This is a genomic window from Prolixibacter bellariivorans ATCC BAA-1284, from assembly GCF_000621705.1.
Lineage (GTDB): Bacteria > Bacteroidota > Bacteroidia > Bacteroidales > Prolixibacteraceae > Prolixibacter > Prolixibacter bellariivorans.
This window is the reverse complement of the sequence record NZ_KK211332.1, coordinates 456,239-479,998: the sequence shown is the minus strand read 5'-3', so window position 1 is coordinate 479,998 and position 23,760 is coordinate 456,239. Positions and strand designations below refer to the sequence as shown.

Here is a 23,760-nt window from a genome sequence, read left to right as displayed (position 1 = left end):
CCCACTTAAAAAGTGGTTTTGTTTTTTAAAGGTTATTCAATAATTGTTCCAAAGAATATTCATCCTGTAATAATACCTGTCGGGCCTTGCTTCCTTCGTTCGGTCCCACAATACCAGCTGCTTCCAGTTGGTCCATTATCCGGCCGGCACGATTGTACCCAATCGAAAACTTCCGTTGAATGGCCGATGTGGAGCCAGTCTGGTTCATTACAACTAATTTTGCTGCCTCATCGAACAAGTCATCCCGGTTTTTCAAATCGACAGCACCTGGTTCATCAGAATTTCCATCGATGTATTCAGGTAATAAGAAAGCGGTAGGATACCCCGGCTGCTCGCCAATAAAATGCACAATCGATTCCACTTCGGGTGTGTCGACAAAGGCACATTGTACACGAGTAAGGCTGCTTCCGGTAGAAACCAGCATATCACCCTTACCGATCAACTGGTTGGCTCCCGGTGAATCAAGAATCGTTCTCGAGTCGACCATTGAAGCCACCCGGAAAGCGATCCTTGCCGGGAAGTTGGCTTTGATAACGCCGGTAATAATGTTGATTGAGGGACGCTGAGTGGCAATGATCATATGAATTCCAACGGCCCTGGCCAACTGAGCGATGCGGGCAATCGGTAATTCAATCTCTTTACCGGCTGTCATAATCAGGTCAGCAAATTCATCAATGATGACCACAATATAGGGCAGGTAACGGAAACCTTTTTCCGGATTTAATCTTCGCGAAATAAATTTCTGGTTGTACTCTTTAATGTTACGTGCGTGGGCTTTCTTTAGCAAATCATACCGATCGTCCATTTCCATATTCAGAGAACTCAGGGTATTTTTCACCTTTTGAACGTCCGTGATAATCGGATCATCATCGCCCGGCATTTTGGCCAGGAAATGTTTTTCTATCACAGAATAAAGGTTCAGCTCCACTTTCTTCGGATCGACGAAGACGAACTTCAGCTGCGACGGATGTTTTTTGTACAACAGCGACGTAATGATGGCGTTCAGACCAACCGACTTACCCTGACCCGTGGCTCCGGCAACCAGAATATGCGGCATCTTGGTCAAATCGACTGCGTATGTTTCGTTCGAAATGGTTTTCCCCAAGGCAATGGGCAGCTCAAACTCGGATTCCTGAAATGTCCGCGAAGCGATGATTGAACGCATGGAAACAATTTCCGGCTTCCGGTTCGGCACTTCAATACCTACTGTTCCTTTTCCGGGAATAGGCGCAATGATACGGATTCCGAGAGCTGCCAGACTCAGGGCAATGTCATCTTCCAGATTTTTAATTTTTGAAATACGGATTCCCGGTGCCGGGACAATTTCATATAAAGTAATCGTAGGACCGGAAGTTGCTTTGATTTTAACAATCTCGATGTTGTAGTTCTTCAGTGTCTCAACAATCCGGTTCTTGTTGGCAATTAACTCCTCATTGGTAACTTGCGGATTTCCCGTAGACCACTCCTTCAACAGATCGAGTGCCGGGAACTCATACCGGGAAAGATCGAGGGTGGGGTCGTAGTCTTCCAGCACATCCTGTTGAATGGACGCGACCACGTCGTCTTCGACTCGTTTCTCCACTTCCAGTTCCGGATCTTTGGGACCATCGTCCTTTTTGTCCTCGGCTTTTTTCTTAGGAGAAATATCATCAAACTCTGGTTCCAGTTCCAGCTCTATTTCTTCTTTGTTGTTATCGTCTGCATAAACCACTTCCACTTCATCATCCTCTTTAACGACTTTGGCGAAGGAATCATCTTTTTCATTAATAACAGGAGCTTTGGGCGTATTATAGACTTCCTCGTCAGAAAGCGTGGTATCGGTTGCCGGCTGTTTTTTCGGACGACTCATCCATTTACGCATTACCGGCCAGGCGTTCTCAAAGGCGATGATGATGCAGATTAGCATGGTCGCCATCAGCAGGAAGAAGGTTCCCACATTGCCGATAACGGAATTAAACCACTGGCTAACGAAAAAGCCGTAAGCACCACCAGGATAGAGATATGATTGTTCGTATAGTGGAGCCATGAAATACCCAAGTGCAACCGAAGACCAGATAATGAGGAATATTCCGAAGCCAAAGTTTCTCGACAACGACACCTTATGGATGCGGCCCAGCTTGACAGCCATTATAAATAGCAGATACACCACTCCAAATGAAGCAAGGCCGATGCCCCGGTTAATGAACCAGTCGGCCATTGTGGCTCCCCACTTTCCACCTACATTATCAATTTTCAAATTGGGATTGGTCAAAATCTCGCGCGCTGTGAGACTAAGCTGACTTTGGTCGGCACCTCCCGACAAGAGAAAGGAGATGAGTGATATGAGCAAATAAAGTGCAAAGAAGAATAACCCGATGGAGAGAATCCCACCGACTCGTTCCCAGTTACTGAGTTTGCTCAGACGGTTCCTGAAGTTGGATTTTTGATTGTTTTTTCTGGAAGTATTTGAGGTCTTTTTCTTGGCCATTTACCTGATAAAGGTTTAAATCTGAATGAAAAATATGCTAATGCTCTGCAAATTTAACCAAATTTTTAACGCGTGATGTGCTTTGAGGTGTACATCAAATATGGAGTGTGATGAAAATCATCTTTTGCATATGTTCAAATTTCTTTCTTTTTGCAACCATTAACAGTATCGAATGTTGTGATTTGTAGTTTGCCCGATTCTTTATAGGCCAAACTGTCAGATGTTGCTGCAAAGCATGATTATTATGAGTGAACAGGCGTTCCAACTCATTAATTTAGGGCAAAATTCAAAAAAATAAATAACATAAAACTATGAATAAACTGGCAGTGGTGGCCCTCGGTGGCAATGCCTTACTTCGCGGAGATGAAAAAGGTACCATCGAACAGCAGGAAAGCAATACGATGGATACGCTGGAAAATCTTGTTTTCCTGTTAGAAGAAGGGTACGATCTGGTAATTAGCCATGGCAATGGGCCTCAGGTGGGAAATATTTTGCTGCGAAATGATGCAGGCGAGCAAATGTACGGTGTTGCTCCCATGCCTTTGGATGTGTGCGTCGCTGACTCGCAAGGGGGGATTGGTTACATGATAGAACGGATGTTCCGGAACTTACTGAACAAGCACGGAATTCAGCGAAATATTATTTCCATGATTAGCATGGTGGAAGTTGATAAGGACGACCCGGCTTTCGAGAATCCCACCAAGCGTGTTGGAATGATTTACAGTGAAGAGCAGGCAAAAAAGTTGCAGGAAGAAAAAGGATGGGCATTTAAACCCAGTCCGAAAAAAGATGGAGGATGGCGTAGGGTGGTATCATCGCCTTTCCCTAAGCAGGTGATGAATAAAGAGGTGATCGAATCACTGGCCCGGCAGGGAAATATTGTGATCGCAGCAGGGGGTGGTGGTATTCCGGTTTATTTCGACGAAAATAAGGATTACCGTACCGTGGATGCCGTGGTGGACAAAGATTTGGCGTCGGCAACACTGGCATCAAGTATTGGTGCTGATGAGCTGTATATTCTCACGGATATTTCATTCATCTATAAGGATTTCGGTTTACCCACACAGGAAAAACTGGAGTTTCTGGATTATGCTGATACGGTAAAATATCTGGACGCAGGCACATTTGGAGAAGGAAATATGGCTCCGAAAATTCGGGCAGCTTTAAATTTCGTGGAAAATGGTGGGAAGAAATCGGTAATTACCGAAGCCAAAAAATTAGCTGATAGATCGTACGGTTCCAAAATAACCATGCACTACGACCAATAACCTTTCCGGGTGACCGAAAAAAATAAACGTTAGGTTGCCCGGCAAAGAATTATCAATTTTGTGAATCATTAATATCATCATAAAAACATTAAGAATATGGCATTCAATTTACGTAACCGGAATTTCCTGAAACTCCTCGATTTCACTCCGGAAGAAATAAAATATCTGTTGAAATTGTCGGCTGATTTGAAAGCGGCAAAATATGCAGGTACCGAACAACCCCGTATGACAGGGAAAAATATTGCGCTCATTTTTGAAAAATCGTCAACCCGTACACGTTGTGCTTTTGAGGTGGCAGCACATGATCAGGGGGCAAATGTGACCTATCTTGGTCCAAGTGGATCGCAAATCGGACACAAAGAATCGATGAAAGATACTGCCCGCGTATTGGGACGTATGTACGACGGAATTGAATACCGTGGTTTTGGACAGGATATTGTTGAGGAACTGGGTAAATATGCCGGTGTTCCGGTCTGGAACGGTTTAACCAACGAATTCCATCCAACCCAGATTTTGGCCGATTTCCTTACAATGATGGAGCACACGGATAAGCCACTTTCAGAAGTGAAATTCGCTTATATGGGTGATGCCCGGAATAACATGGGTAACTCACTAATGGTGGGAGCTGCCAAAATGGGAATGGATTTTCGTGCAGCAGCGCCGGCAGCAAGTCAGCCGTCTGAGGAACTGCAAAATGTTTGTCGTGAGATTGCCAAAGAAACGGGCGCGAAAATTACTGTAACCGACAATGTGGCTGAAGCAGTAAAAGATTGTGACTTCCTGTACACCGATGTTTGGGTATCGATGGGTGAACCGGAAGAAGTTTGGGCGGAGCGGATTGAATTGCTGAAACCTTACCAGATAAACAGCGAAGTACTGACGATGACTGGTAACCCAAATGTGAAGTTCCTGCACTGTTTGCCGGCATTCCATAATCGCGAAACCAAAGTAGGTGAGGATATTTTTCAGAAATTCGGATTAGACGCAATGGAAGTAACCGAGGAAGTCTTTGAAAGTCCTGCGTCCATTGTATTTGATGAGGCTGAAAACCGGATGCATACCATAAAAGCCATTATGGTTGCAACGCTGGGTCAGTAATATGCTTGTGGAAAGCTAAAAGTAAAGCCGGGATGCCCCGGCTTTTTTTATTCTTTAGATACAAATCCTACTCCACTTACGTTTTTTTCAACCACCGGATCGCCTTTGTATCGGACCCATCCAACGCCGTCGAGATCTACTTTCAGGTGATTTTTTACATTGACTGATGCATAACCGGCTCCGTTAATCGAAATTTCCGCCCGGTCGACTTTCAGATCATATGCCGAAATCTTGCCGGCACCTTCAATATGACTTGAAAGAAAACGTGCCTGACCGCCCAGTTCCATGCTTACACCACCTTCGACGCCGATTCGGAGCTTTTCGGCTACCAAATCCATTTTGAGTCGGCCTCCACCTTCCATCTCAATGTCCAGGTTATCCGTCATCAACGGCTCCTTTGTTTTTAGACTCACGTAGCCACTGATTCTTAAACTTTCAAGGCTTTTTATGGTGATGTTGAGATGGATTCTTCTGGCCATATTTTCCCAGTCGTCGTGATGTTCTCCTCGCTCAAAACGGGTGTCGACAATTTTTAATTCTCCATTATCAACCGATACTCTTAATTCGTTCATCAGTGCATTGGATGCTTCAATCGAGATTCCCGGTTTATCACCCTGTGAAAGGCTCACCGTAAATCCACCTCTAAGTGAAATGGAGTTGAATTCCTGTACGTTGTAAGTTTTCTTGTCTTCCGAATTTTTGTTGCTTTTTCCCGCACTGCACGATGTGGTAAAGGCAACCGAGAAAAGAAGGAAAAGAAAAAACTGTAGTTCCTTTTTCATTGGTTTAGATTTTAAAGGTTCCGTATTTCGAAATTAATCAGTTATCAAAAATTCTTCCGGTCAACCGAAAAATCTGCTTTATCTTACATTGAACGAAGTCGCCGGGTTAACTGCCAAATATTGATGGACGTGAATAACACGAGCCCAATAATCACAACAATAACCAGTATCTCCATGTAGCCTAACTTGTCAAGTTCCGACCAGAAATGATAAATGCTGTAGAGTGCGGTTAAGGTTGACACGATGACTAATTTTATGGCATCAGCTGGTTTTTCCGTCTTTGAGGTTCGGTAAGCAAAGTACAATGTGATAGCTCCAAGGATTGCACCTTTTGCTGCCATCAGGTAATCGCCCGAGGCAATATCAACTCCACCGTACAAAAAGGGAATTAAGGAGAAAACGTACATAATCAGTATCAAACTGGATAAAATTCCTTTCGCCTGCTTTTGGCTTTCTGCCCGAACAAATAATCCGAACCGTTTAAACGGAATCGGGTTAAACTCCTCCTTTTCCAGATCAGCTTCGCTCTTTATGATTTCGCGCTTTATACCCTCATTGATTGCTGCTTTGGCTGCTTTGGGATGATAATTATTCCTCTTCCGCAGCGCAATGAGCAAATCATCATCGGATAGTTCGGCCATTTTTTCGGCAAAATCAATTTTTTCAGGATCAAATACTTTATCTGTTTTCAGCATAAACTTTCTTTACGGTGTAATGTTTTTTTGATGTCGTATGACAATGCATTCTGTTTTGCAATTTACATCAAAATCACTGCAATGCACCGAATCAGTCAGTCTTCTTTCGTCAGACTTTTGCAAAGTGATGCAGTTTCAATGTTTATAAGGCAATCATTACTTTTGTGTTGCGCTTACGCGAATCAGTAAATAAGTATATCGAATACTAAATAAATTACTATGAACAACTTTGAATTCCATAATCCGGTGCGGATTGTTTTTGGGAAAGGTGAAATAGCTAAGCTGAAAGGTTTAATTCCCCGGGACGTAAAGGTGATGCTCACCTACGGTGGCGGAAGTATTATGAAAAATGGTGTGTACGACCAGGTAAAGGAAGCTCTTCAGGGAGTAGATGTGATCGAGTTTGGCGGAATTGAGCCTAATCCACACTATGAAACGTTGATGAAAGCCATTGATTTGGTACAAAAGGAGAAAGTAGGCTTCCTGCTTTCAGTTGGGGGCGGTTCTGTTCTCGACGGCACCAAATTTATTGCTGCCGGAGCGCTTTGGCCAGGTGAAGACCCGTGGGAAATTTTAACTGGTAAAACCGAATTTCCTTTGCTGAAAGCATTACCACTTGGAGCTGTTCTTACATTGCCGGCAACGGGATCAGAAATGAACGGAAACTCTGTAGTTACACGGGTTGAAACTCAGGAAAAACTGGCTTTTGGTTCGCCCCTGGTGATGCCGAAGTTCTCCATCCTCGATCCGACGGTTGTTTTTTCATTGCCTGACAGGCAAGTGGCTAATGGAGTTGTTGATGCCTTTGTACACGTGATGGAGCAATATCTTACTTATCCGGTTGATGCGCCAATTCAGGATCGCTTTGCTGAATCTATTCTGATCACGCTAATTGAAGAAGGTCCGAAAGTGTTGGCGAACCGGAACGATTACAATGCAGCGGCCAACTTTATGTGGGCGGCAACCATGGCGCTGAACGGATTGATAGGTGTTGGTGTTCCTCAGGATTGGTCGACACATACCATAGGACACGAGATTACCGCTTTCCATGGTGTCGATCATGCGCGTACACTGGCAGTTGTTCTACCGGGAATGATGCATATCAAACGAAGTAACAAGAAGGATAAGATCCTTCAGTATGGTGCCCGTGTCTGGAACATTACCGAAGGCACCGAAGACGAGCGAATTGATCAGATCATTGCTGCAACGGTTAAGTTCTTCGAGTCAGTAGGCATTCAAACGCATCTGAGTGATTATGATATCGATGAAAGCTTCATCACGAAAGTGAAGAACCGTTTCCTTCATCGTGGAATGATGGGGATTGGTGAACAGGGAGACATTTCACCCGATCAGGTTGCTGAAATTCTGGAGCACCAATTGTAAGAGAGCAATTTCTTCTTTTTATATTTTGAGCCGGAAGCAGGAATGTTTCCGGCTCTATTTTTTCTTCGATGTTTCGGAAGATGTCTTCTTGTTGTGTCCAGAATGGGGAAATTCAGTAATGGGACAGGTATTGCAGGAACCGCTACATCCCCGGCAAGGTGCTGGTTTCCGGAAATAGCGGATGGTTTCAATTGCCTTTTTAATGATGAAATAAGCTGCAATTGCAATAATGACGATGGTTATCAGTGTTTGAGCCATACGTTTTTTATCCAATAATTAACGTTCCCACCTGATATGCAAGAAATGCCATAAACCATGCCACACCGGTTGTGTAAACAACGGTAAGCAGCGCCCACTTCCAGCTTCCCGATTCTCTTCGGATAGTGGCAATCACGGCGATACACGGGAAATAGATAAGTACAAAAATAAGGAAAGAAAGCGCAACGAGTGGTGTAAAAAGTGGCTTCCCGGTATTGGGACCGGAGGTATACCGCTCGGTTTGCAGTTTTTCCTGTAAAAGGTGCGAATTCTCCGGATCGTCGTTTACCTGGAACAGAATAGCCATGGTACTAACCACAATCTCTTTAGCGGGAAGTCCGGCCAGCAAACTTACGCCCATTCGCCAATCAAAACCCAAAGGTCGGATAGCTGGCTCAATAGCTTTTCCCATTCGTCCAATGTAGGAGTTCTCGATACGCGACGATTCTTCAGCCATTGTCAGGTGATGCAGAACAGAATCACGTTCAGCTATTAACAATTCAGCATGTTCAGGGTGTGCATTGATTTTTGACTGGAATAAAGTGCTGGTTTCTTGTTTCTGTTGAATAAAGTGTTCTGCCTGGGGGCTTGTACGTGGAAAATATTCCAACGCCCAGATAGCGATTACCGCTACCAGGATGGTACCACCGATTTTTCTCAGGTATTGACTCCCTTTTTCCCACATGTGCAACAACGTATTTTTCAACGTAGGCATCCGGTAGGGGGGAAGCTCCATGACAAAAGGTGTTTCCTTTTGTTTGAATATGGTCCGGTTGAAAAGCTTGGCTGTTCCAACCGCCAGCAGAATCCCCAGCAGATAGAGGCCCATGAGTACCAATCCCGGATATTTTCCAAAAAAGGCGGAAATCAATACAATATATACCGGCAGTCGAGCTGAACAGGACATGAACGGAATGATCAGCATGGTCAGCAGTCGGTCATTCCGGTTACGTAAAGTACGGGTAGCCATAATGGCCGGAACATTGCAGCCAAATCCCATTACCATGGGAATGAAGGAACGTCCGTGAAGGCCAATTTTGTGCATTAGCTTGTCCATGATAAATGCGGCCCGTGCCATGTAGCCCGTATCTTCCATGAAGGAAAGAAAGAAGAACAGAATGAGGATGTTCGGTAGAAAGACAATTACGCTGCCCACACCATTGATGATTCCGTTAATGAGCAAGTCTTTCAGCATTCCGTTGGGCATTCCGTTACGGATCAGGTCTCCAATCCAGGATATGCCGGCGTTAATCCAGTCCATGGGATAAGCACCCAGGGTGAACGTGGCCGAAAATGTGGCCAGCATGAACAGCAGAAAAAGAGGAAAACCATAAATTTTATGGGTGACCAGTTTGTCTATTTGTTCCGTAATCGCGTGTCGCCTTCGTACTCCTTTACTGTAACTCTCTTTGAGTGCACCGGCGATAAAGCCATATTTGGCATCGGTGATCAGATGTGAGCTGTCGTCATCCAGGCGCTCTTCTAGTCGCTCAATTTCTTTCTTTGCGGTAGCGTTGATTTGCGCTGCATTAGGAAAATCGTCGATGATTTTGGTGGTTTCCGGATCTTTATCGAGAAGCCGCAGCGATAGGTAACGGGACGACGCCCTGGCCGGCGCTGGTTTTCCCTCACGGATGACTTTCTGCAACGCTTTGATGGATTTCTCCATCTCTGCACCGTAATTAATATGGATGTGCCGTACAATCGGATCGCGTTCTTCGTAGACGTCAATTACTTTGTTAAGCAATTTGTCAATACCAATACCTTTATTGGCCATGGTGGGAATAATGGGAATTCCCAACAGCTTTCCCAACTTTTCAATGTCGAGCTTAGCGCCACCAGCGACCAGTTCGTCGTACATGTTCAGTGCCAGTACGACCTTAATATCCATATCGATGAGCTGAGTTGTCAGGTAGAGGTTGCGCTCCAGGTTGGAGGCATCCACTACATTAACTACGATATCCGGCGTTTCATCGATGATGTATTTTCGCGAATAAAGTTCTTCAGGCGTATAAGCGGTCAATGAGTATGTTCCCGGAAGGTCAATGAGTGTCAATGAATAACCTTTCCAGTGCAGATTAGCTTTGGTTGCGTCAATGGTAACACCGCTGTAATTTCCGACATGCTCCTTAGCCCCGGAAGCGCGATTAAAAAGCGAAGTTTTGCCGCAATTCGGATTTCCGGCTAACGCAATGTTTATTTCCTTCCCTTTGACACCCGCCGATGTTTTTAGGGTTTCCAGATCAATGGTGCCGTCGTAGGTTGGTTCAATATAATGGAGTGCTTCTTCGGGCGATACCACTTCAATCAATCGTGCTTCTTCACGCCGTAGCGAAACATGATATCCCATGACTTGGTATTCAACCGGATCGCGTAAAGGAGCATTTTTTAGAACTTTTACTTCTTTTCCACGCACAAAACCCATTTCCGTTATCCTGCGACGAAAGGCTCCGTGGCCCATCACCTTGGAAATAACGACAGTATGGTTTTCATTGACTTCGGAAAGACGCATGTAAGATGCTAATTTTTACGTGGTTACTTTGTAATTAGAACAAATAAAAATAATGGCAAAGATATTTCTTATTTGTTAAAAAGCTGAATGAGAACGGGAATATTCGACGTGTGTATGCGAATATTTTGCAACTTCGCGCCGAACCTGAATCGTTGACTAATGGAATTTGAGAGTTTTTATGAGAAAATTCAGGATGCACTCCACCAGGTTCCGGATAATATCCGGATTTTAGAGAAGCAGATTGATATAGAACTTCAGACGGAATATTTCCGTCAATCGCGGGAAATGAAGGAGGGGCTTGATGCAGCTGAAGTGTTGGGACAGGCAGAAAATCTTTTCAATGATACCATTCCGCTTGACCAGAAGCAAAAACTATTGGTGCAGCTGGCCTCACTTGAGCGAATTGAAGCTTTACGACTAATCGAGCGTTTTAAGGAAGAAAACAAATCCGATTTGACTGATTGGACGGAGATGGCATTTCAGGAGAGTCGTATCAGGCTTGAGAGCTCATTGCTTGGAGAACGTCCCTTGTTTATTTCTTCCGGTCTGGGGGGACGAGGGCATAAGTTCCGGTATTTTGGAGCCCTGTTTGCGCTGGAGGACGAACCTTTTACCGACTGGCAGAAAGATTTGCTCGAAAAGGAAATTCTGTTTGCGCTTGAACGCTATGACTCTGAATTGGAATCCATCGAATTTCACGAAGGATTTGTTGCCCTGACCGCAATGATTCCTATCCGTGAGCCTTTGCGGAACATCTTTCGTGATATTATTTTGGAGTGTAATCAAATTGGCGGTTTCCTCAGGACCGATATGCTCATCACCAATGTAAAGCAATTCAACGCCGACGAATTGAGAGATATTTTGGTGAATAAAATCCTTAAAGAAGAAAATAACAATGAACAAGCAGATTAATTTGGCTTTGCAGGTATTACCGCGGGCAAAGGATAAAAATACGTACGATCTGGTTGATGAAGCCATCCGGATTATTAAAGAATCGGGTGTGAAATACCGGGTTTGTCCGTTCGAAACCGTTATGGAGGGTGAATTCGACGAGTTGATGAACGTTGTCAAAAAAGTGCATGAGGCTTGTTATGCTGCTGGTGCGGAAAATATGCTTGCCTATGTAAAAATTCAGAGCAATGGCGAAACACCGGTTACGATAGAAGACAAAATGGCCAAATACGACGGCGCATAAAGTTTTGAGTCTCGGAAGGCTACCGAAAATTGCATGTTTTTTTTCGAAAAAAGCCTGCCGAAAGTGACGGTGTTTATTGAAAACTCTTTATATTTGCACCGCTTTCAAAAACAAATGGACCCGTAGCTTAACTGGATAGAGCACTTGACTACGGATCAGGAGGTTGGGGGTTCGAATCCCTCCGGGTTCACAAAGAAGTTTCTTGCAGTGAGGAACTTCTATTTTTTTGAAAGGTTTTTATCACTGCGTTATCTGGACCCGTAGCTTAACTGGATAGAGCACTTGACTACGGATCAGGAGGTTGGGGGTTCGAATCCCTCCGGGTTCACAGAGGAGTCTCTTTTAGAAGAGGCTCCTTTTTTTGTGCTTCAAAATCTCAATCGGGCACGCCGTTTTTTTAACCAATTTGTTAAGTGTAGAAAGGGGATTCATCGACTTGGAGTAATCATAAGACCCTTTACTTTTATTAAGGTTTTTTAGATAAATCTTTACAATTTTTAACAGAAATAATTCGTCGAACCCCTGGTGCGGCGGTTATCTTTGTGGTACATTTTTTTTCATAAGTTTAGGTTTAGTTAGGTTAGTTAGTTTGGTTAGTTTTAGTAAAAGGATGGACCGCCCGGTCTGTCCTTTTCTTTTTTACTTTAAAAAGGACGAATGGAATCTTTGAGCGTAAGAAGTCTTGAAATGAAGAAAACGTTTATTTAATCTTTAGATAATATCAATTGAAGTGTCGCGGACTATTTTTGCGACGATTTCATAAGTTTAGGTTTAGTTAGGTTAGTTAGTTTGGTTAGTTTAGTAAAAGGATGGACCGCCCGGTCTGTCCTTTTCTTTTTTAATCTTCGAAAAGATGCATAAGTTCATCTTTGGAAACAGACTGGAACGGATTGTTGGTATTGATGAATTTTTCGGCCAGCGAAGACTTCTTTTCTTTTAGTTTTTGAATCTTCTCTTCGATGGTTCCTTCGGTGATAAACCGGTAAACAAATACATTTTTATCCTGCCCAATTCGGTGTGCCCGGTTGACCGCCTGCATTTCGGCTGCCGGGTTCCACCATGGATCGATAATAAAGACATAATCGGCTGATGTTAGATTTAAACCAACTCCGCCCGCTTTAAGCGAAATAAGAAATATACTGTTGTCCGGATTCTGCTGAAAATCGTCGATAACCGTTTTGCGATCGCGTGTTTGCCCGGTTAACAAACTGTAGTTCCAGCTATTCTTTTCAAATTCCTTGGCCAGCAGTTTCAATTGTCTGACGAAGGAAGAGAATATGAGGATTTTGTGCTTTTCGGCAACCAAAATGCTCAGCATGCGCAAAATTTCGTTGAATTTCCCCGATTCCATGTGTTGATTTTCCTCAATCATGGCCGGGTGATTGGCCAGTTGCCGGAGTCGTATAAGCCCTTGCAAAACAACAAAAGTCGATTTTTCCAGTCCGATTTCTTCAATATTCGAAAGAATGTTATTCCGGATGGAAGACTTTTCCGCTTCATAGGCTTTTTTCTGCTCTGGAGCCATATCAACATACCGGACGAGTTCGCTTAATGGCGGAAGATCGCGGGCTACTTGTTCCTTTGTCCGGCGCAGAATGAAAGGTTGGATGAGCTGTTGCAGTTTCTTTTGCGCTTCTTCATCGTTTTTCCGTTCGATAGGAGAGATGAATTCCCGTTTAAACCAGGCGAGACTGCCGAGTAAGCCGCGGTTCAGAAAATTGATTTGCGACCATAAATCGGAAAGTGAATTCTCTATAGGCGTACCGGTCAGTACCAACCGATGCGAAGCGTTCTGGTCGTTTATGGCCCGGTAGGTTTTTGAACCCGAATTTTTAATGTACTGCCCTTCGTCGAGTATGAGGTAATAAAACTGGTATTGCTTCAGAAATTCCCGGTCATTGCGCACTGTTCCGTATGTCGTGAGAATCACATCATGCTGATGAATAATATCCTGCATGTTGATTTTATGCCGTCGGCGTGCTCCTATATATTTATAGTATTTCAGCGTAGGTGCGAATTTCAGTATTTCATCTTCCCAGTTATGAACCAGCGAAGTAGGGAGCACAATTAAGCTGGCCGGCTGATGGTTTTTTGCAAATTGTCTGTTTTGAGCACTGTTTTTTTCATCTACTTTATCAAACAGTGTAGGGTATCCGTTGATTTTGCGTTGAGTCTTTACCAGTAAAGCCAAGGTTTGCACGGTCTTTCCCAGCCCCATGTCATCGGCCAGGCATCCGCCGAAATGATGCTGGTGAAGATGATACATCCACCCAAAACCTTCTTCCTGGTAAGCGCGCAACATGGCATTCAGTTTTTGGGGTACTTCAGGAGCTTCGGGTTGTTCCGTTGTCAGTTGTTCAAACTTTTGCAGGTATTTTTTATTGATTCCCTTCAGGTTGTTTTCCAGTACAGGGAAATGGTGTTTCCGGAGTTTTAGATGCTCTGCCTCAGTTTCCGAGAGTGTGAAAATATCGCGGTAGCGGGCAAACCACTCTTCCGGGAGAATAGCAATTTCGCCGTTAGGCAACTGAAATTCACGAACTCCATTGAGGATATTCTTCTTCAGTCGGACAAACGGAAAGCGGTAGTCTCCAAAATGTACATAGGCGTAAATATCGAACCAGTCGCTTTCGTCGCTGATTTCAATGTCGAGCATGTGACCACCGGTGTAATATTGCCGGTTGAGATTGTGCTGTTCCTGTTCAATGCCTACCTCTTCCAACTCCTGCTGATGCGTGTTGATCCAGTTGATTAATGAATAAAAGTAGCTGCTGCTGGAAGTATCCGAAATGCCTTCGGGATGTAAGCCGGCTGAAGTTTTGACGAGTCCCAGTTTACGGAGATGTTTCAGACAATTCTTTTCCCAGCTTTTGTCCCGTTCGAATTTATGGAAGATGTAGTTCCCGTTTTGTTTTCGAAGGTAAACAGCCTGCATCTCTTTGTCGGTATACGGAAAATCACGCTGGTTGTACCTGAATTTCAGCATTAGCCGAGAATTACCTCGTTGATCTTCTTCAAGAGAAAGAATGGCCTTTTTATCCGGATTGCCTTCCACAATGTCGAACCCCTTGGCGTGAACATGGTGGTGACGGATGGCATTGAGTACAAATGTTCGGTAATATTTGTCTTCCACGCTTCGCGGGATGCTTACGTAGTTTTTCTCGAAAAAGGGAAGAAGCTTATTTCCCGCCAGGTTATCGAAGAAATATAGTTTTCCCTGGTAGAGCAAGCGGCAGGGATGGTTGGTCAGCAAAATTACGTTGGGGTGCTTAAGGGCAATTTCCTGGTCGTGGAAGCGAATGGTCAGGTAGTATCGCGTTTCATGTTCCAGCCGCTCGAAATTGAAAACCGCACTGGTGTCGCGGTAGCAAAGTTCCACCAAATCCTCGTCATACAGGTTGCTGTATTTCGATTCTTTCCGGTAAAGCGGAATTGGGGCTTCCTTGAGCAATTCAAGGCATTTCAGAATCTGCTTTTCGATGTAAGGTACAACCTGTTTGGTGAAAGTATCCAGCTCTATGTTCTTGAAAAAATCGTTGAGACCGCCCCGGGAACCAAATCGTTCGAGCAAACTTTCGTTGCTGTATTTTTCAATGAGTTTAACCAGTTTCTCTTCAGTCGGAGAATAGGTATAATCTCCGTCTTCAAGATTATGTGTATGAACCTTTTTTGCGACTGAAAAGAACGTATTCTGGTTCTTTTTCTCAACCAAATACGGGGCAAGAATATATCCTAAGTTCCGATGTTCAGTTATGGCAATAATAAACTGTAGACTCACTAATACAATCCCCTATATTAAAGCTAATTCGTTCGAAATAGTGTATATGCAATGATTAACCGCCGGCTTTTTTCACTTTGTAACCTTCGTTGGTTAGAAGTTGGATGGCTTTGTCGCGAAAGTCGCCTTGTAGCAATATTTCACCATTTTTCACTGAACCTCCGACTCCGCATTTGCTTTTCAGTTGTTTTCCCAACGCTTTCAGAGCATCATCTGTGCCGACAAATCCGGTGATGAGTGTCACCTCTTTGCCTTTGCGCTGTTTTCGGTCGAGCATGATTTTCAGATTTTGCCGTGATGGTGGCAATGTTTCTGCTTCTTCCTGCTCGTCGTATTCGTAATCGAACTGGTTGTCGGTTGAATAAACGATTCCCTCGCGATCGTTCTTTCTCTTATTCTTTCCCATTCTCTCAATAGATTTAACGTGAAGCACACCGGATGCACAAAGTCGACTCGGGCATAATAGCAATACGGCCCCACGGAATTTCCTGACCGCAACGGGAACATTTCCCAAAATCAGGAGAATCGATCTTTTCGAGTGCTTGTCCCAGTTTCGATAATTTCAACTGCTTTTTCCGTATAGCTGCTTCGTTCACACTACGGTTGTTGATGGCGTCCATCCGGCTTACCCGGCCGATGGCACAATCCGGGGCCTCCGGTTGTGTCAGCTCTTTTAACTCAATTAGTTCTTCTTTGAGTCCGGCCACTTTATCCGTCATGGTCTTCCGTAGTCTTTCCCGATCTTCGTTTGTCATTTTTGTGTCCGGTATGAAACTGTTAAGTTCTCAATCCTTAATATTCAATACTTGCAAACATCACTTTGCGATGAAGAAAACTTTAAAAATAAATATTTCATTTGAAAAACATCGGAATCGAGATGAAAATATCAGGTGCCTTTTTGAACGTGCTGATTCATTAATACTTTGAGGTATAGGTTGTGTAGCACATGAAGAATACTTTGCATATTGACCTCTAATTTCACGAAATTCCTATTTTTGAAAAAATTATGTGAATTAATAAGAAACTATTTCCTGTTAGATGAATAAAGTTGTAAAAAAGGAGTTTTTCTCGGAAAAGGTTGTCAGATTGGTGGTTGAGGCCCCGTTGATTGCCCGCGCCAGGAAAGCAGGAAATTTCGTTATTCTCCGTGTGGGAGAAAAAGGAGAGCGGATTCCATTAACCATAGCTTCGGCTGATGCCGAAAAAGGAACTATCGACCTGGTTGCACAGGTGGTTGGGGTAAGTACCTCGAAACTGGCCGAGCTGGAACCGGGCGACTACATTACCGATTTGGTTGGACCGCTTGGGAAGCCCACTCACATCGAAAAGGTAGGAACAATTCTCGCAGCTGGCGGTGGCGTTGGTGTAGCGCCTTTGCTACCCATTGTCGAGGCATTTAAGAAAGCCGGAAACCGTGTCATTACGGTGTTGGCTGCACGCAGCAAGGATTTAATCATTCTGGAGGATCAGATGCGTCAGTGGTCCGATGAACTCATCGTGATGACGGACGATGGCTCGCATGGTCGGCAAGGTTTGGTGACGGCCGGGATGGAAGAGATATTACAGCGGGAGAAGGTAGATGAGTGCATTGTTATCGGCCCTGCTATCATGATGAAGTTTGCTGCTTTACTCACCGAGAAATATAAAGTGCCAACGCAGGCTAGCCTTAACTCCATCATGGTGGATGGAACCGGAATGTGCGGCGCCTGCCGGGTATCGGTCGGAGGGAAAACACGATTTACCTGTGTTGACGGTCCTGAGTTTGATGCACATCACATTGATTTTGACGAAATGTTGATGCGACTCGGCGGTTATCGCGAAGAAGAGAGAGAAGCGTTGGAACGTTATCATTTACAGCACAAATTGGTCGAAAAGTAATGGGATTAAATTCATTATATCTAAAACAGGAACGTGACGCGGAATGGCGCGCCGAACTGAGAAAAAAAACAAAGAATAAAGACCGGATGCTGATTAACCGGGTATCCATGCCCGAGCTGGAACCAGAAATCAGGGTAAACTACCAGGACCGGGAAGTAAATAGTGGATTGACCCGCGAAATGGCCATGCAGGAAGCAATTCGTTGTATGGACTGCGCCAATCCTACCTGCATCGAAGGCTGCCCGGTAAGTATCAACATACCGAAATTCATTAAAAATATTGAGCGTGGTGAAATTCAGCAGGCAGCTTCTGTGTTGAAGGAAACCAGCGCATTGCCGGCTGTTTGTGGACGCGTTTGTCCGCAGGAGAAACAATGTGAAGCACAATGTTTTTATGTGCAGAAACTGAATAAACCGGCTGTGGCAATTGGCCATTTGGAACGTTTTGCCGCTGATTATGAGCGCGAGAACGGAGAAATGAGTGTTCCGGAAACAGCTGAATCCAATGGAATTAAAGTAGCGACCGTAGGTTCAGGTCCGGCAGCGCTCTCGTTTGCCGGCGATATGATTAAGAAAGGGTACGATGTAACCGTTTTCGAAGCGTTACATGAAATTGGCGGCGTATTGAAATATGGTATTCCTGAATTCCGGTTACCGAATAATATTGTAGACAAGGAGTTGGAAAACCTGCAAAAGATGGGCGTTCATTTCGAAACCAATTTTATTGTGGGAAGAACGGCTTCTTTCGATGATTTGAAAGAGCAGGGATTTCAGGCCTTTTTCATCGGTAGTGGTGCTGGTTTGCCTCGATTTATGAATATTCCGGGTGAGAACTATAACGGAATTCTTTCATCTAATGAATACCTGACGCGTGTGAATTTGATGGGCGCTCAGTATGACGAAACAGATACTCCTGTTTTGCATGGTAAGCGTGTGGCGGTGGTTGGTGGCGGTAATACCGCGATGGATTCTGTCAGAACAGCTTTGCGGCTTGGTGCCGAAAAAGCCATGATTGTTTACCGGCGTTCGGAAGAAGAAATGCCGGCTCGTATCGAAGAGATTAAACATGCGAAGGAAGAGGGAGTAGAATTCCATAACCTTTGCAATCCGTTGGAATATTATGGCGACGAAAAAGGACGTGTCAGCGGAATGAAGTTGATTCGGATGGAGTTGGGAGAACCCGATGCTTCGGGGCGTCGCCGTCCGGTTCCGATGGAAGGTTCGGAATTTGAGATGGACGTTGATTTGGTGATTGTGGCTGTTGGTGTTTCACCAAATCCTTTAGTACCTTCGAGTTTGAAAGAATTGAATGTAACCAAATGGGGAACCATCGTCGTCGACGAGAACAATATGCAGTCTTCCATCCCGGAAATGTTTGCCGGTGGTGATATCGTTCGCGGTGGTGCAACCGTCATTTTAGCCATGGGAGATGGTCGTCTGGCTGCTGAAAAGATGGACCATTTTCTTCAGGAAAAATATACTGTGAATTAATATCTAAAGTAAATCGAATCATGCCAGATCTTTCTGTCTCATATCTTGGAATGGAACTGAAAAGCCCCATAATCGCTGGGAGTAGCGGATTAACCAATTCAATCGAAAGTCTTCGGGAAATTGAAAAAGCCGGGGCTGGGGCTGTAGTACTCAAGTCGGTTTTCGAGGAAGAAATTTACCTTGAATATGCCGAAGAGATGAATAAGCTGGGGCCAATGGATAACAACCTCGAGTTTCTGGATTATTACGATTACGAAATCCGTCAGGGAAACCTGAAACGTTATATTCAACTGGTTTATGACGCAAAAAAGGCATTAACCATCCCGGTGATTGCCAGCATCAACTGCGTTTCGAACCAGGAGTGGTCGTTCTTTGCCAAAAAACTAGAAGAGGCCGGTGCCGACGCCATTGAACTGAACATGTTCATCCGTCCTTCCGACTTGTCGCAAAACAGTCGCGAGAACGAAAGCATCTATTTTGATGTAGCCACCCGGGTTGCTTCCAACATTAAAATTCCGCTTTCGCTGAAAATCAGTTCATACTTTTCGAATCTGGGAGGTATGATACGCGATTTGTCCTTTGCGGAAATTAGCGGACTGGTACTTTTCAATAAGTTTTATAGCCCGGATATTGATGTGGAAAACGAAAAGCTGATCAGTGCCGATGTATTTTCAACGGATTCGGATTATACGTTGCCCCTCAGGTGGATTGGCATCATGGCAAAACGGGTTAATTGCGATTTGGCTGCATCGACCGGAGTACACGATTGGAAAACGGTTGTTCGGATGTTGCTGGCAGGTGCCTCGGCGGTTCAGGTCGTTTCGGCAATGTATATCGATGGAGTTGGTGTGCTGAAAGAATTAAATCAGGGACTTTCTGACTGGATGAAAAAGCGCAACTATTCCTCTATTGCCGATTTCAAAGGTAAACTGAGCATCGGAAATGATGTTGACCCGGCTGCCTATATGCGCGTACAGTTCATGCGCAACTTCGGCGAACACGATTAAACAAAATTTAATACTTCATACTAACCGGCTTTTAATGACAATTGAAAGCCGGCTTTTTTTTGTTTATCTGTCATTTGGCTGGAAGAGAGCATTCAGGAATGTTTGCAAAATTTCTTACCTTTCGGCCAACTATTTGACATTTCTGTAGATATTGAAAATGAAGACCAGAATAAGCCGTTTTACTATTGTTTTCACTTTTTTGTTTGCACTGACTGTTATCCCGGTAGTGGCTCAGGTGAAAGTTTCATCCGAGACCGTTGTTATTGGTGGGAAAAAGTACCTGTTACATACGGTTGAAAAGGGGCAAACCTTGTATTCTATCTCTCAGTCGTATGGCGTTTCGCAAACCGAAATTGTCGATGAGAATCCCTCTGTAAAAGATGGACTTTCGATTGGAGAAATTCTGCGCATACCTGTCGACAGGATGCAAAAAAGTGAATCGCGTAAGGAAAAAAGACGCCGCCGGCATCAGACACGTGAAAAGCAACATGCTTTGCCACCTTCGGCCGATTTCTTTTTTCATCCGGTAAAACCGCAGGAAACGGTTTACTCAATTTCTCGTCAGTACGGTGTGGATGTTCAGACCATTTACCAGTATAATCCGGAAGCAAAAAAGGAGTTGCTGGTAGGTGAAGTTTTGCGCATTCCAAGGCAGAAGCAAGTATCAACTGAGACAACTCAGCCGGCGCAAGCAAATGGCGATTATATTTACCACAAAGTGGAAAAAGGGGAAACACTCTATTCCATTTCGAAGCAATACAACCGGAAGATTAGTGAGATTGTAAAAGCTAATCCCGGAGCTGCCCAGTCACTCGAAACGGGGAGTATTCTGAGGATTCCAAAAATGGCTTCAACAGAACCAACACAGCTGGTTCCAACGGCGTCGGGACAATATTTTACTTATCGTTTGGAAACAGGTGACACCTATTTCAGTTTGAAACAGCGGTTTGGTATTTCGCAAGATGAATTGGTGAAATTAAATCCGCAATTGTACGACGGACTGAATGCCGGCCTCGTGATTCGCATTCCGGAAAAACAGGTGGCATCAACGAAAGTTGTTCCCATCAATAAAAGTCTTTTTCAGTATCATACCGTAACAAAAGGCGAGACAATTTACGGACTTTCACATCAGTACAATGTGAAAATCAGTCAGCTGAAAGAATTAAATCCGGTGCTGAAATTGCGTGGTCCGGTTGTTGGCGAACAGTTGCTCATTCCCAAGCCCGGTGTGCCTGAAGAGCTAAAGGAAAATCTTACGGATGAAATCAAGGCTAATGCTTCGGTCCAAACACCGGCGTACGAGGTCGAACCGAATCCGGCAGCTCCCAAAGCCGAATGCATGGGAATGGGATGGACAGGCAATGAACCAATTAAGATTGGTCTGTTCCTTCCGTTGTACCTGGAGGCCAACGATACGGTAAATTATATCCGGATGACACCGGATGAAATTCAGAAGCAGATTGCGGAACAGAAAGCGGCTGGTATTGATGACCCCGTCGTTGATTCCGTAAAGGTGCGGGAAAACAAAATCATCTATCAGCCATCGGTTAATTTCCTCGATTTCTATGAAGGAGTTCTATTGGCGCTTGATACGTTGAAACAGCAGGGAATCAAGACAGAGTTGTATGTATACGATACCAATCAGGACACCAGTGTTATTCGGCAATTGATACAACGTCCCGAGTTTTTGTCGCTGAACCTGATTATTGGTCCGGTTTACCCGAAATGCCAGAAACTGGTTTCTCAGCTTTCAGCCAAAAACCGGATCCCCATGGTTTCTCCGCTTTCTGCAAGTGGTGGCTGGGCGGCCAGTAACCCCTATTATTTTCAGATTAATCCGGATAAAATGTACCGCCTGAAAGCTACGGCTGATTATCTGGGAGACGATTATTTTAACAAGAACTTCATCGTGATGAAGATGGGCAACAATGCTCACCTTGATGAATCGCAGATGGTGGATTGGGTGCGGAATAAATTCTTCTCTACAGGTTATTACGATCAAACTCCGTCGGTACTTTTCCATGAATTCGATTTCCGTGAAGGCGGATATTACGGATTAATTCATCTGCTTGATCCGAACAAAGACAATGTGGTGATTGTGCCTATGACCAGCGAAGCAGATGTGAGTGTGGCCGTAACCAATCTGAATACGGCTGCCAAAAAGTATAGCATCACGTTGGTTGGCTTATCGGAATTTTCACGCTACCGGAGCATCGAAACCGATTACCTGCATAACCTGAAACTACATTATCTGACGCCTTATTACATCGACTATCGCGATAAAGGCGTGGTGCGATTTATCCAACGTTACCGGAACGATTTTTACGATGAACCCAATCAGTTCAGTTTCCAGGGGTACGACATCACCAATTATTTTGTGAATGCCATCCGGAAATTCGGAACCGGCTTTGCGAAATGCCTTCCATACCTGAATGTGCATTTATTGCAGGGAGATTATAATTTCCAGAAGGTGTCCGATTTTGGCGGTTACATGAATCATACGCTGTATATCATGAAATATACCCGCGATTATCGGGTAAAAGCAGTAGGGAAAGTAGGTGATTTGCCGTTGCTGCTTTCCGGTCAACCGGAAGAAATGCAGCCCGACAGTACCAATCAAACGAACAACGTGATGACTTTTCCGGGAAACCAGAATTAAAGATATTCAAGGAATAAAAAAAGGCCTTTCCAATTCGGGAAGGCCTTTTTAGTGTCTGACGTTTTTTATTTATTCGAATTCGGCGAATGCTTTCTTAATCAACTTAATCGCATCAGCCATTTGTTCTTCAGTGATGGTGAGCGGCGGTGTAAAGCGGATGGTGTGCTCGTGCGTTGGTTTGGCAATCAAGCCATGCTCTTTCATCGCTAAACAGACATCCCAGGCTGTTTTACCGTTGGTGGGTTTAATCTGAACGGCATTTAGCAAACCTTTACCGCGTACTTCCTGAATCAATGGAGAGTCGATGGCCTTCATTTCCTTACGGAAATAGGCACCAATCTTCTCAGAGTTTTCCACCAGTTTTTCTTCCTGCAGCACTTCCAGTGCAGCAATGGCTACTTTGGCGGCGATTGGGTTTCCACCGTAAGTGGAACCGTGTTCTCCCGGTTTAATGGTCAACATGATTTCATCGTCGGCCAAAACGCAGGAAACCGGCATCAATCCGCCTGAAATAGCTTTCCCGAGCACCAGAACATCGGGACGAACACCTTCGTGATCGCATGCCAGCATTTTTCCTGTACGGCCCAATCCGGTCTGTACTTCGTCGGCAACGAAAAGCACATTGTGTTTTTCACAAAGCGCTTTGGCTTTTGCCAGGTAACCGTCTTCCGGGACATAAACGCCGGCTTCCGCCTGAATCGGTTCAACAAGGAAACCGGCCGTATTCGGATTCTTCAGCTCTGCTTCCAGGGCTTCCAGATCGTTATAGGGGACTTTCACAAAACCGGGTGTATAAGGACCGTAATCGTCGTAAGCATCCGGGTCGGTCGACATGGAAATGATGGTAATGGTTCGTCCGTGGAAGTTGCCGTCGCAGCAAACAATGCGGGCTTCGTTTTGCGGAATGCCTTTCACTTTGTAGGCCCATTTGCGAATCAGCTTCAGCGCGGTTTCGTCTGCTTCGGCACCCGAGTTCATGGGCAACATTTTGTCGTAACCAAACAACTTGGTGATGTATTCTTCCCACTCACCCAGCACGTTGTTGTAAAAAGCACGTGATGTCAGTGCCAGCTTGGAGGCCTGGTCTGTCAATGCCTTCACAATTTTGGGGTGGGAGTGACCTTGGTTTACTGCTGAATAAGCAGCGAGGAAATCATAGTATTTTTTTCCTTCTACATCCCATACAAAAATTCCTTCACCACGTTCCAGCACAACGGGAAGCGGGTGGTAGTTATGTGCTCCGTATTGATCTTCACGAGCAATGTAATCTTTCGTCGTCATATTCATACG

The 23,760-nt window shown here is 44.5% G+C and carries 18 protein-coding genes and 2 tRNA genes; 11 read left to right on the top strand and 9 right to left on the bottom strand.

Features of this window, described 5'->3' with window-relative positions; genetic code table 11:
* Positions 1 to 25: 25 nt before the first annotated feature.
* Positions 26 to 2,467 carry an FtsK/SpoIIIE family DNA translocase gene (locus tag T426_RS0121295; protein ID WP_027586255.1) on the bottom strand — a complete coding sequence of 814 codons (2,442 nt, stop codon included), beginning with the start codon at positions 2,465 to 2,467 and terminating at the stop codon, positions 26 to 28.
* Between the two features lie 311 nt (positions 2,468 to 2,778).
* Here T426_RS0121295 and T426_RS0121290 point away from each other — a divergent pair, with 311 nt between their 5' ends.
* Both T426_RS0121290 and T426_RS0121285 read left to right on the top strand, forming a co-directional pair.
* Positions 2,779 to 3,735 (top strand): carbamate kinase, encoded by a 957-nt coding sequence (locus tag T426_RS0121290; protein ID WP_025863667.1) that lies wholly within the window; start codon positions 2,779 to 2,781, stop codon positions 3,733 to 3,735.
* Between the two features lie 96 nt (positions 3,736 to 3,831).
* On the top strand, positions 3,832 to 4,833 hold the full coding sequence (locus T426_RS0121285; RefSeq protein ID WP_025863668.1) for an ornithine carbamoyltransferase: 1,002 nt from the start codon (positions 3,832 to 3,834) through the stop codon (positions 4,831 to 4,833).
* A gap of 47 nt (positions 4,834 to 4,880) precedes the next feature.
* Here the strand turns inward: T426_RS0121285 and T426_RS0121280 are convergent, their stop codons facing one another.
* Positions 4,881 to 5,615, bottom strand: coding sequence for a head GIN domain-containing protein (locus T426_RS0121280; RefSeq protein ID WP_025863669.1), 735 nt, complete (start codon positions 5,613 to 5,615; stop codon positions 4,881 to 4,883).
* Between the two features lie 83 nt (positions 5,616 to 5,698).
* Positions 5,699 to 6,310, bottom strand: coding sequence for a hypothetical protein (locus T426_RS0121275; RefSeq protein ID WP_025863670.1), 612 nt, complete (start codon positions 6,308 to 6,310; stop codon positions 5,699 to 5,701).
* Positions 6,311 to 6,529: 219 nt separating this feature from the next.
* Here T426_RS0121275 and T426_RS0121270 point away from each other — a divergent pair, with 219 nt between their 5' ends.
* Positions 6,530 to 7,693, top strand: a complete 1,164-nt coding sequence (locus T426_RS0121270) for an iron-containing alcohol dehydrogenase (RefSeq protein WP_025863671.1) — start codon at positions 6,530 to 6,532, stop codon at positions 7,691 to 7,693.
* 54 nt (positions 7,694 to 7,747) lie between these two features.
* On the opposite strand, the gene T426_RS0121265 is transcribed toward T426_RS0121270, so the two are convergent.
* Both T426_RS0121265 and feoB read right to left on the bottom strand, forming a co-directional pair.
* The gene (locus tag T426_RS0121265) at positions 7,748 to 7,951 is read right to left on the bottom strand and encodes a hypothetical protein (RefSeq protein ID WP_027586254.1); all 204 of its coding nucleotides are present in this window, start codon (positions 7,949 to 7,951) and stop codon (positions 7,748 to 7,750) included.
* A gap of 7 nt (positions 7,952 to 7,958) precedes the next feature.
* Entirely contained in the window at positions 7,959 to 10,463 is a 2,505-nt protein-coding gene (gene feoB / locus T426_RS0121260) for a ferrous iron transport protein B (RefSeq protein ID WP_027586253.1), read from the bottom strand.
* Positions 10,464 to 10,622: 159 nt separating this feature from the next.
* On the opposite strand from feoB, the gene T426_RS0121255 reads away from it, so the two are divergent.
* The 4 genes from T426_RS0121255 (at position 10,623) to T426_RS0121235 (ending at position 11,986) form a co-directional block, all read left to right on the top strand.
* The gene (locus T426_RS0121255; protein ID WP_025863673.1) at positions 10,623 to 11,375 is read left to right on the top strand and encodes a hypothetical protein; all 753 of its coding nucleotides are present in this window, start codon (positions 10,623 to 10,625) and stop codon (positions 11,373 to 11,375) included.
* Entirely contained in the window at positions 11,359 to 11,658 is a 300-nt protein-coding gene (locus T426_RS0121250) for an MTH1187 family thiamine-binding protein (protein WP_025863674.1), read from the top strand. Before T426_RS0121255 ends, T426_RS0121250 begins: the two co-directional genes overlap by 17 nt.
* A gap of 116 nt (positions 11,659 to 11,774) precedes the next feature.
* Positions 11,775 to 11,848: transfer RNA gene (locus T426_RS0121240), tRNA-Arg, on the top strand.
* Between the two features lie 64 nt (positions 11,849 to 11,912).
* Positions 11,913 to 11,986 (top strand) — tRNA-Arg (locus T426_RS0121235).
* Between the two features lie 510 nt (positions 11,987 to 12,496).
* Here T426_RS0121235 and T426_RS0121230 read toward each other — a convergent pair.
* Genes T426_RS0121230 through T426_RS0121220 form a run of 3 tightly spaced genes read right to left on the bottom strand, consistent with a single transcriptional unit; the run spans position 12,497 to position 16,191 of the window.
* The gene (locus tag T426_RS0121230; RefSeq protein WP_025863675.1) at positions 12,497 to 15,436 is read right to left on the bottom strand and encodes a DEAD/DEAH box helicase; all 2,940 of its coding nucleotides are present in this window, start codon (positions 15,434 to 15,436) and stop codon (positions 12,497 to 12,499) included.
* A 55-nt stretch (positions 15,437 to 15,491) separates the two neighbouring features.
* Positions 15,492 to 15,842 carry a translation initiation factor gene (locus T426_RS0121225; protein WP_025863676.1) on the bottom strand — a complete coding sequence of 117 codons (351 nt, stop codon included), beginning with the start codon at positions 15,840 to 15,842 and terminating at the stop codon, positions 15,492 to 15,494.
* 13 nt (positions 15,843 to 15,855) lie between these two features.
* Complete coding sequence (locus tag T426_RS0121220) at positions 15,856 to 16,191, bottom strand: TraR/DksA family transcriptional regulator (protein WP_025863677.1); 336 nt, start codon at positions 16,189 to 16,191, stop codon at positions 15,856 to 15,858.
* A gap of 283 nt (positions 16,192 to 16,474) precedes the next feature.
* Between T426_RS0121220 and T426_RS0121215 the strand changes: the two genes are divergently transcribed.
* From T426_RS0121215 to T426_RS24685, 4 genes are all read left to right on the top strand, one after another.
* Positions 16,475 to 17,314: a sulfide/dihydroorotate dehydrogenase-like FAD/NAD-binding protein gene (locus tag T426_RS0121215; protein WP_025863678.1), complete on the top strand. Its 840-nt coding sequence runs from the start codon at positions 16,475 to 16,477 to the stop codon at positions 17,312 to 17,314.
* Positions 17,314 to 18,804, top strand: a complete 1,491-nt coding sequence (gene gltA, locus T426_RS0121210) for an NADPH-dependent glutamate synthase (RefSeq protein WP_025863679.1) — start codon at positions 17,314 to 17,316, stop codon at positions 18,802 to 18,804. Before T426_RS0121215 ends, gltA begins: the two co-directional genes overlap by 1 nt.
* Positions 18,805 to 18,824: 20 nt before the next feature.
* Positions 18,825 to 19,811: a dihydroorotate dehydrogenase-like protein gene (locus T426_RS0121205; RefSeq protein WP_025863680.1), complete on the top strand. Its 987-nt coding sequence runs from the start codon at positions 18,825 to 18,827 to the stop codon at positions 19,809 to 19,811.
* A gap of 157 nt (positions 19,812 to 19,968) precedes the next feature.
* Positions 19,969 to 22,470 carry a LysM peptidoglycan-binding domain-containing protein gene (locus T426_RS24685; protein ID WP_025863681.1) on the top strand — a complete coding sequence of 834 codons (2,502 nt, stop codon included), beginning with the start codon at positions 19,969 to 19,971 and terminating at the stop codon, positions 22,468 to 22,470.
* A 69-nt stretch (positions 22,471 to 22,539) separates the two neighbouring features.
* Here T426_RS24685 and rocD read toward each other — a convergent pair whose 3' ends face one another.
* Positions 22,540 to 23,757, bottom strand: a complete 1,218-nt coding sequence (gene rocD, locus T426_RS0121190) for an ornithine--oxo-acid transaminase (protein WP_282705575.1) — start codon at positions 23,755 to 23,757, stop codon at positions 22,540 to 22,542.
* Between the last annotated feature and the right edge of the window lie 3 nt (positions 23,758 to 23,760).

Bases quoted from the DNA above. Each gene is read 5' to 3' on its own strand.
- T426_RS0121295 (WP_027586255.1), bottom strand. From the start codon at position 2,467: ATGGCCAAGAAAAAGACCTCAAATACTTCCAGAAAAAACAATCAAAAA.
- T426_RS0121290 (WP_025863667.1), top strand. From the start codon at position 2,779: ATGAATAAACTGGCAGTGGTGGCCCTCGGTGGCAATGCCTTACTTCGC.
- T426_RS0121285 (WP_025863668.1), top strand. From the start codon at position 3,832: ATGGCATTCAATTTACGTAACCGGAATTTCCTGAAACTCCTCGATTTC.
- T426_RS0121280 (WP_025863669.1), bottom strand. From the start codon at position 5,615: ATGAAAAAGGAACTACAGTTTTTTCTTTTCCTTCTTTTCTCGGTTGCC.
- T426_RS0121275 (WP_025863670.1), bottom strand. From the start codon at position 6,310: ATGCTGAAAACAGATAAAGTATTTGATCCTGAAAAAATTGATTTTGCC.
- T426_RS0121270 (WP_025863671.1), top strand. From the start codon at position 6,530: ATGAACAACTTTGAATTCCATAATCCGGTGCGGATTGTTTTTGGGAAA.
- T426_RS0121265 (WP_027586254.1), bottom strand. From the start codon at position 7,951: ATGGCTCAAACACTGATAACCATCGTCATTATTGCAATTGCAGCTTAT.
- feoB (WP_027586253.1), bottom strand. From the start codon at position 10,463: ATGCGTCTTTCCGAAGTCAATGAAAACCATACTGTCGTTATTTCCAAG.
- T426_RS0121255 (WP_025863673.1), top strand. From the start codon at position 10,623: ATGGAATTTGAGAGTTTTTATGAGAAAATTCAGGATGCACTCCACCAG.
- T426_RS0121250 (WP_025863674.1), top strand. From the start codon at position 11,359: ATGAACAAGCAGATTAATTTGGCTTTGCAGGTATTACCGCGGGCAAAG.
- T426_RS0121225 (WP_025863676.1), bottom strand. From the start codon at position 15,842: ATGGGAAAGAATAAGAGAAAGAACGATCGCGAGGGAATCGTTTATTCA.
- T426_RS0121220 (WP_025863677.1), bottom strand. From the start codon at position 16,191: ATGACAAACGAAGATCGGGAAAGACTACGGAAGACCATGACGGATAAA.
- T426_RS0121215 (WP_025863678.1), top strand. From the start codon at position 16,475: ATGAATAAAGTTGTAAAAAAGGAGTTTTTCTCGGAAAAGGTTGTCAGA.
- gltA (WP_025863679.1), top strand. From the start codon at position 17,314: ATGGGATTAAATTCATTATATCTAAAACAGGAACGTGACGCGGAATGG.
- T426_RS0121205 (WP_025863680.1), top strand. From the start codon at position 18,825: ATGCCAGATCTTTCTGTCTCATATCTTGGAATGGAACTGAAAAGCCCC.
- T426_RS24685 (WP_025863681.1), top strand. From the start codon at position 19,969: ATGAAGACCAGAATAAGCCGTTTTACTATTGTTTTCACTTTTTTGTTT.
- rocD (WP_282705575.1), bottom strand. From the start codon at position 23,757: ATGAATATGACGACGAAAGATTACATTGCTCGTGAAGATCAATACGGA.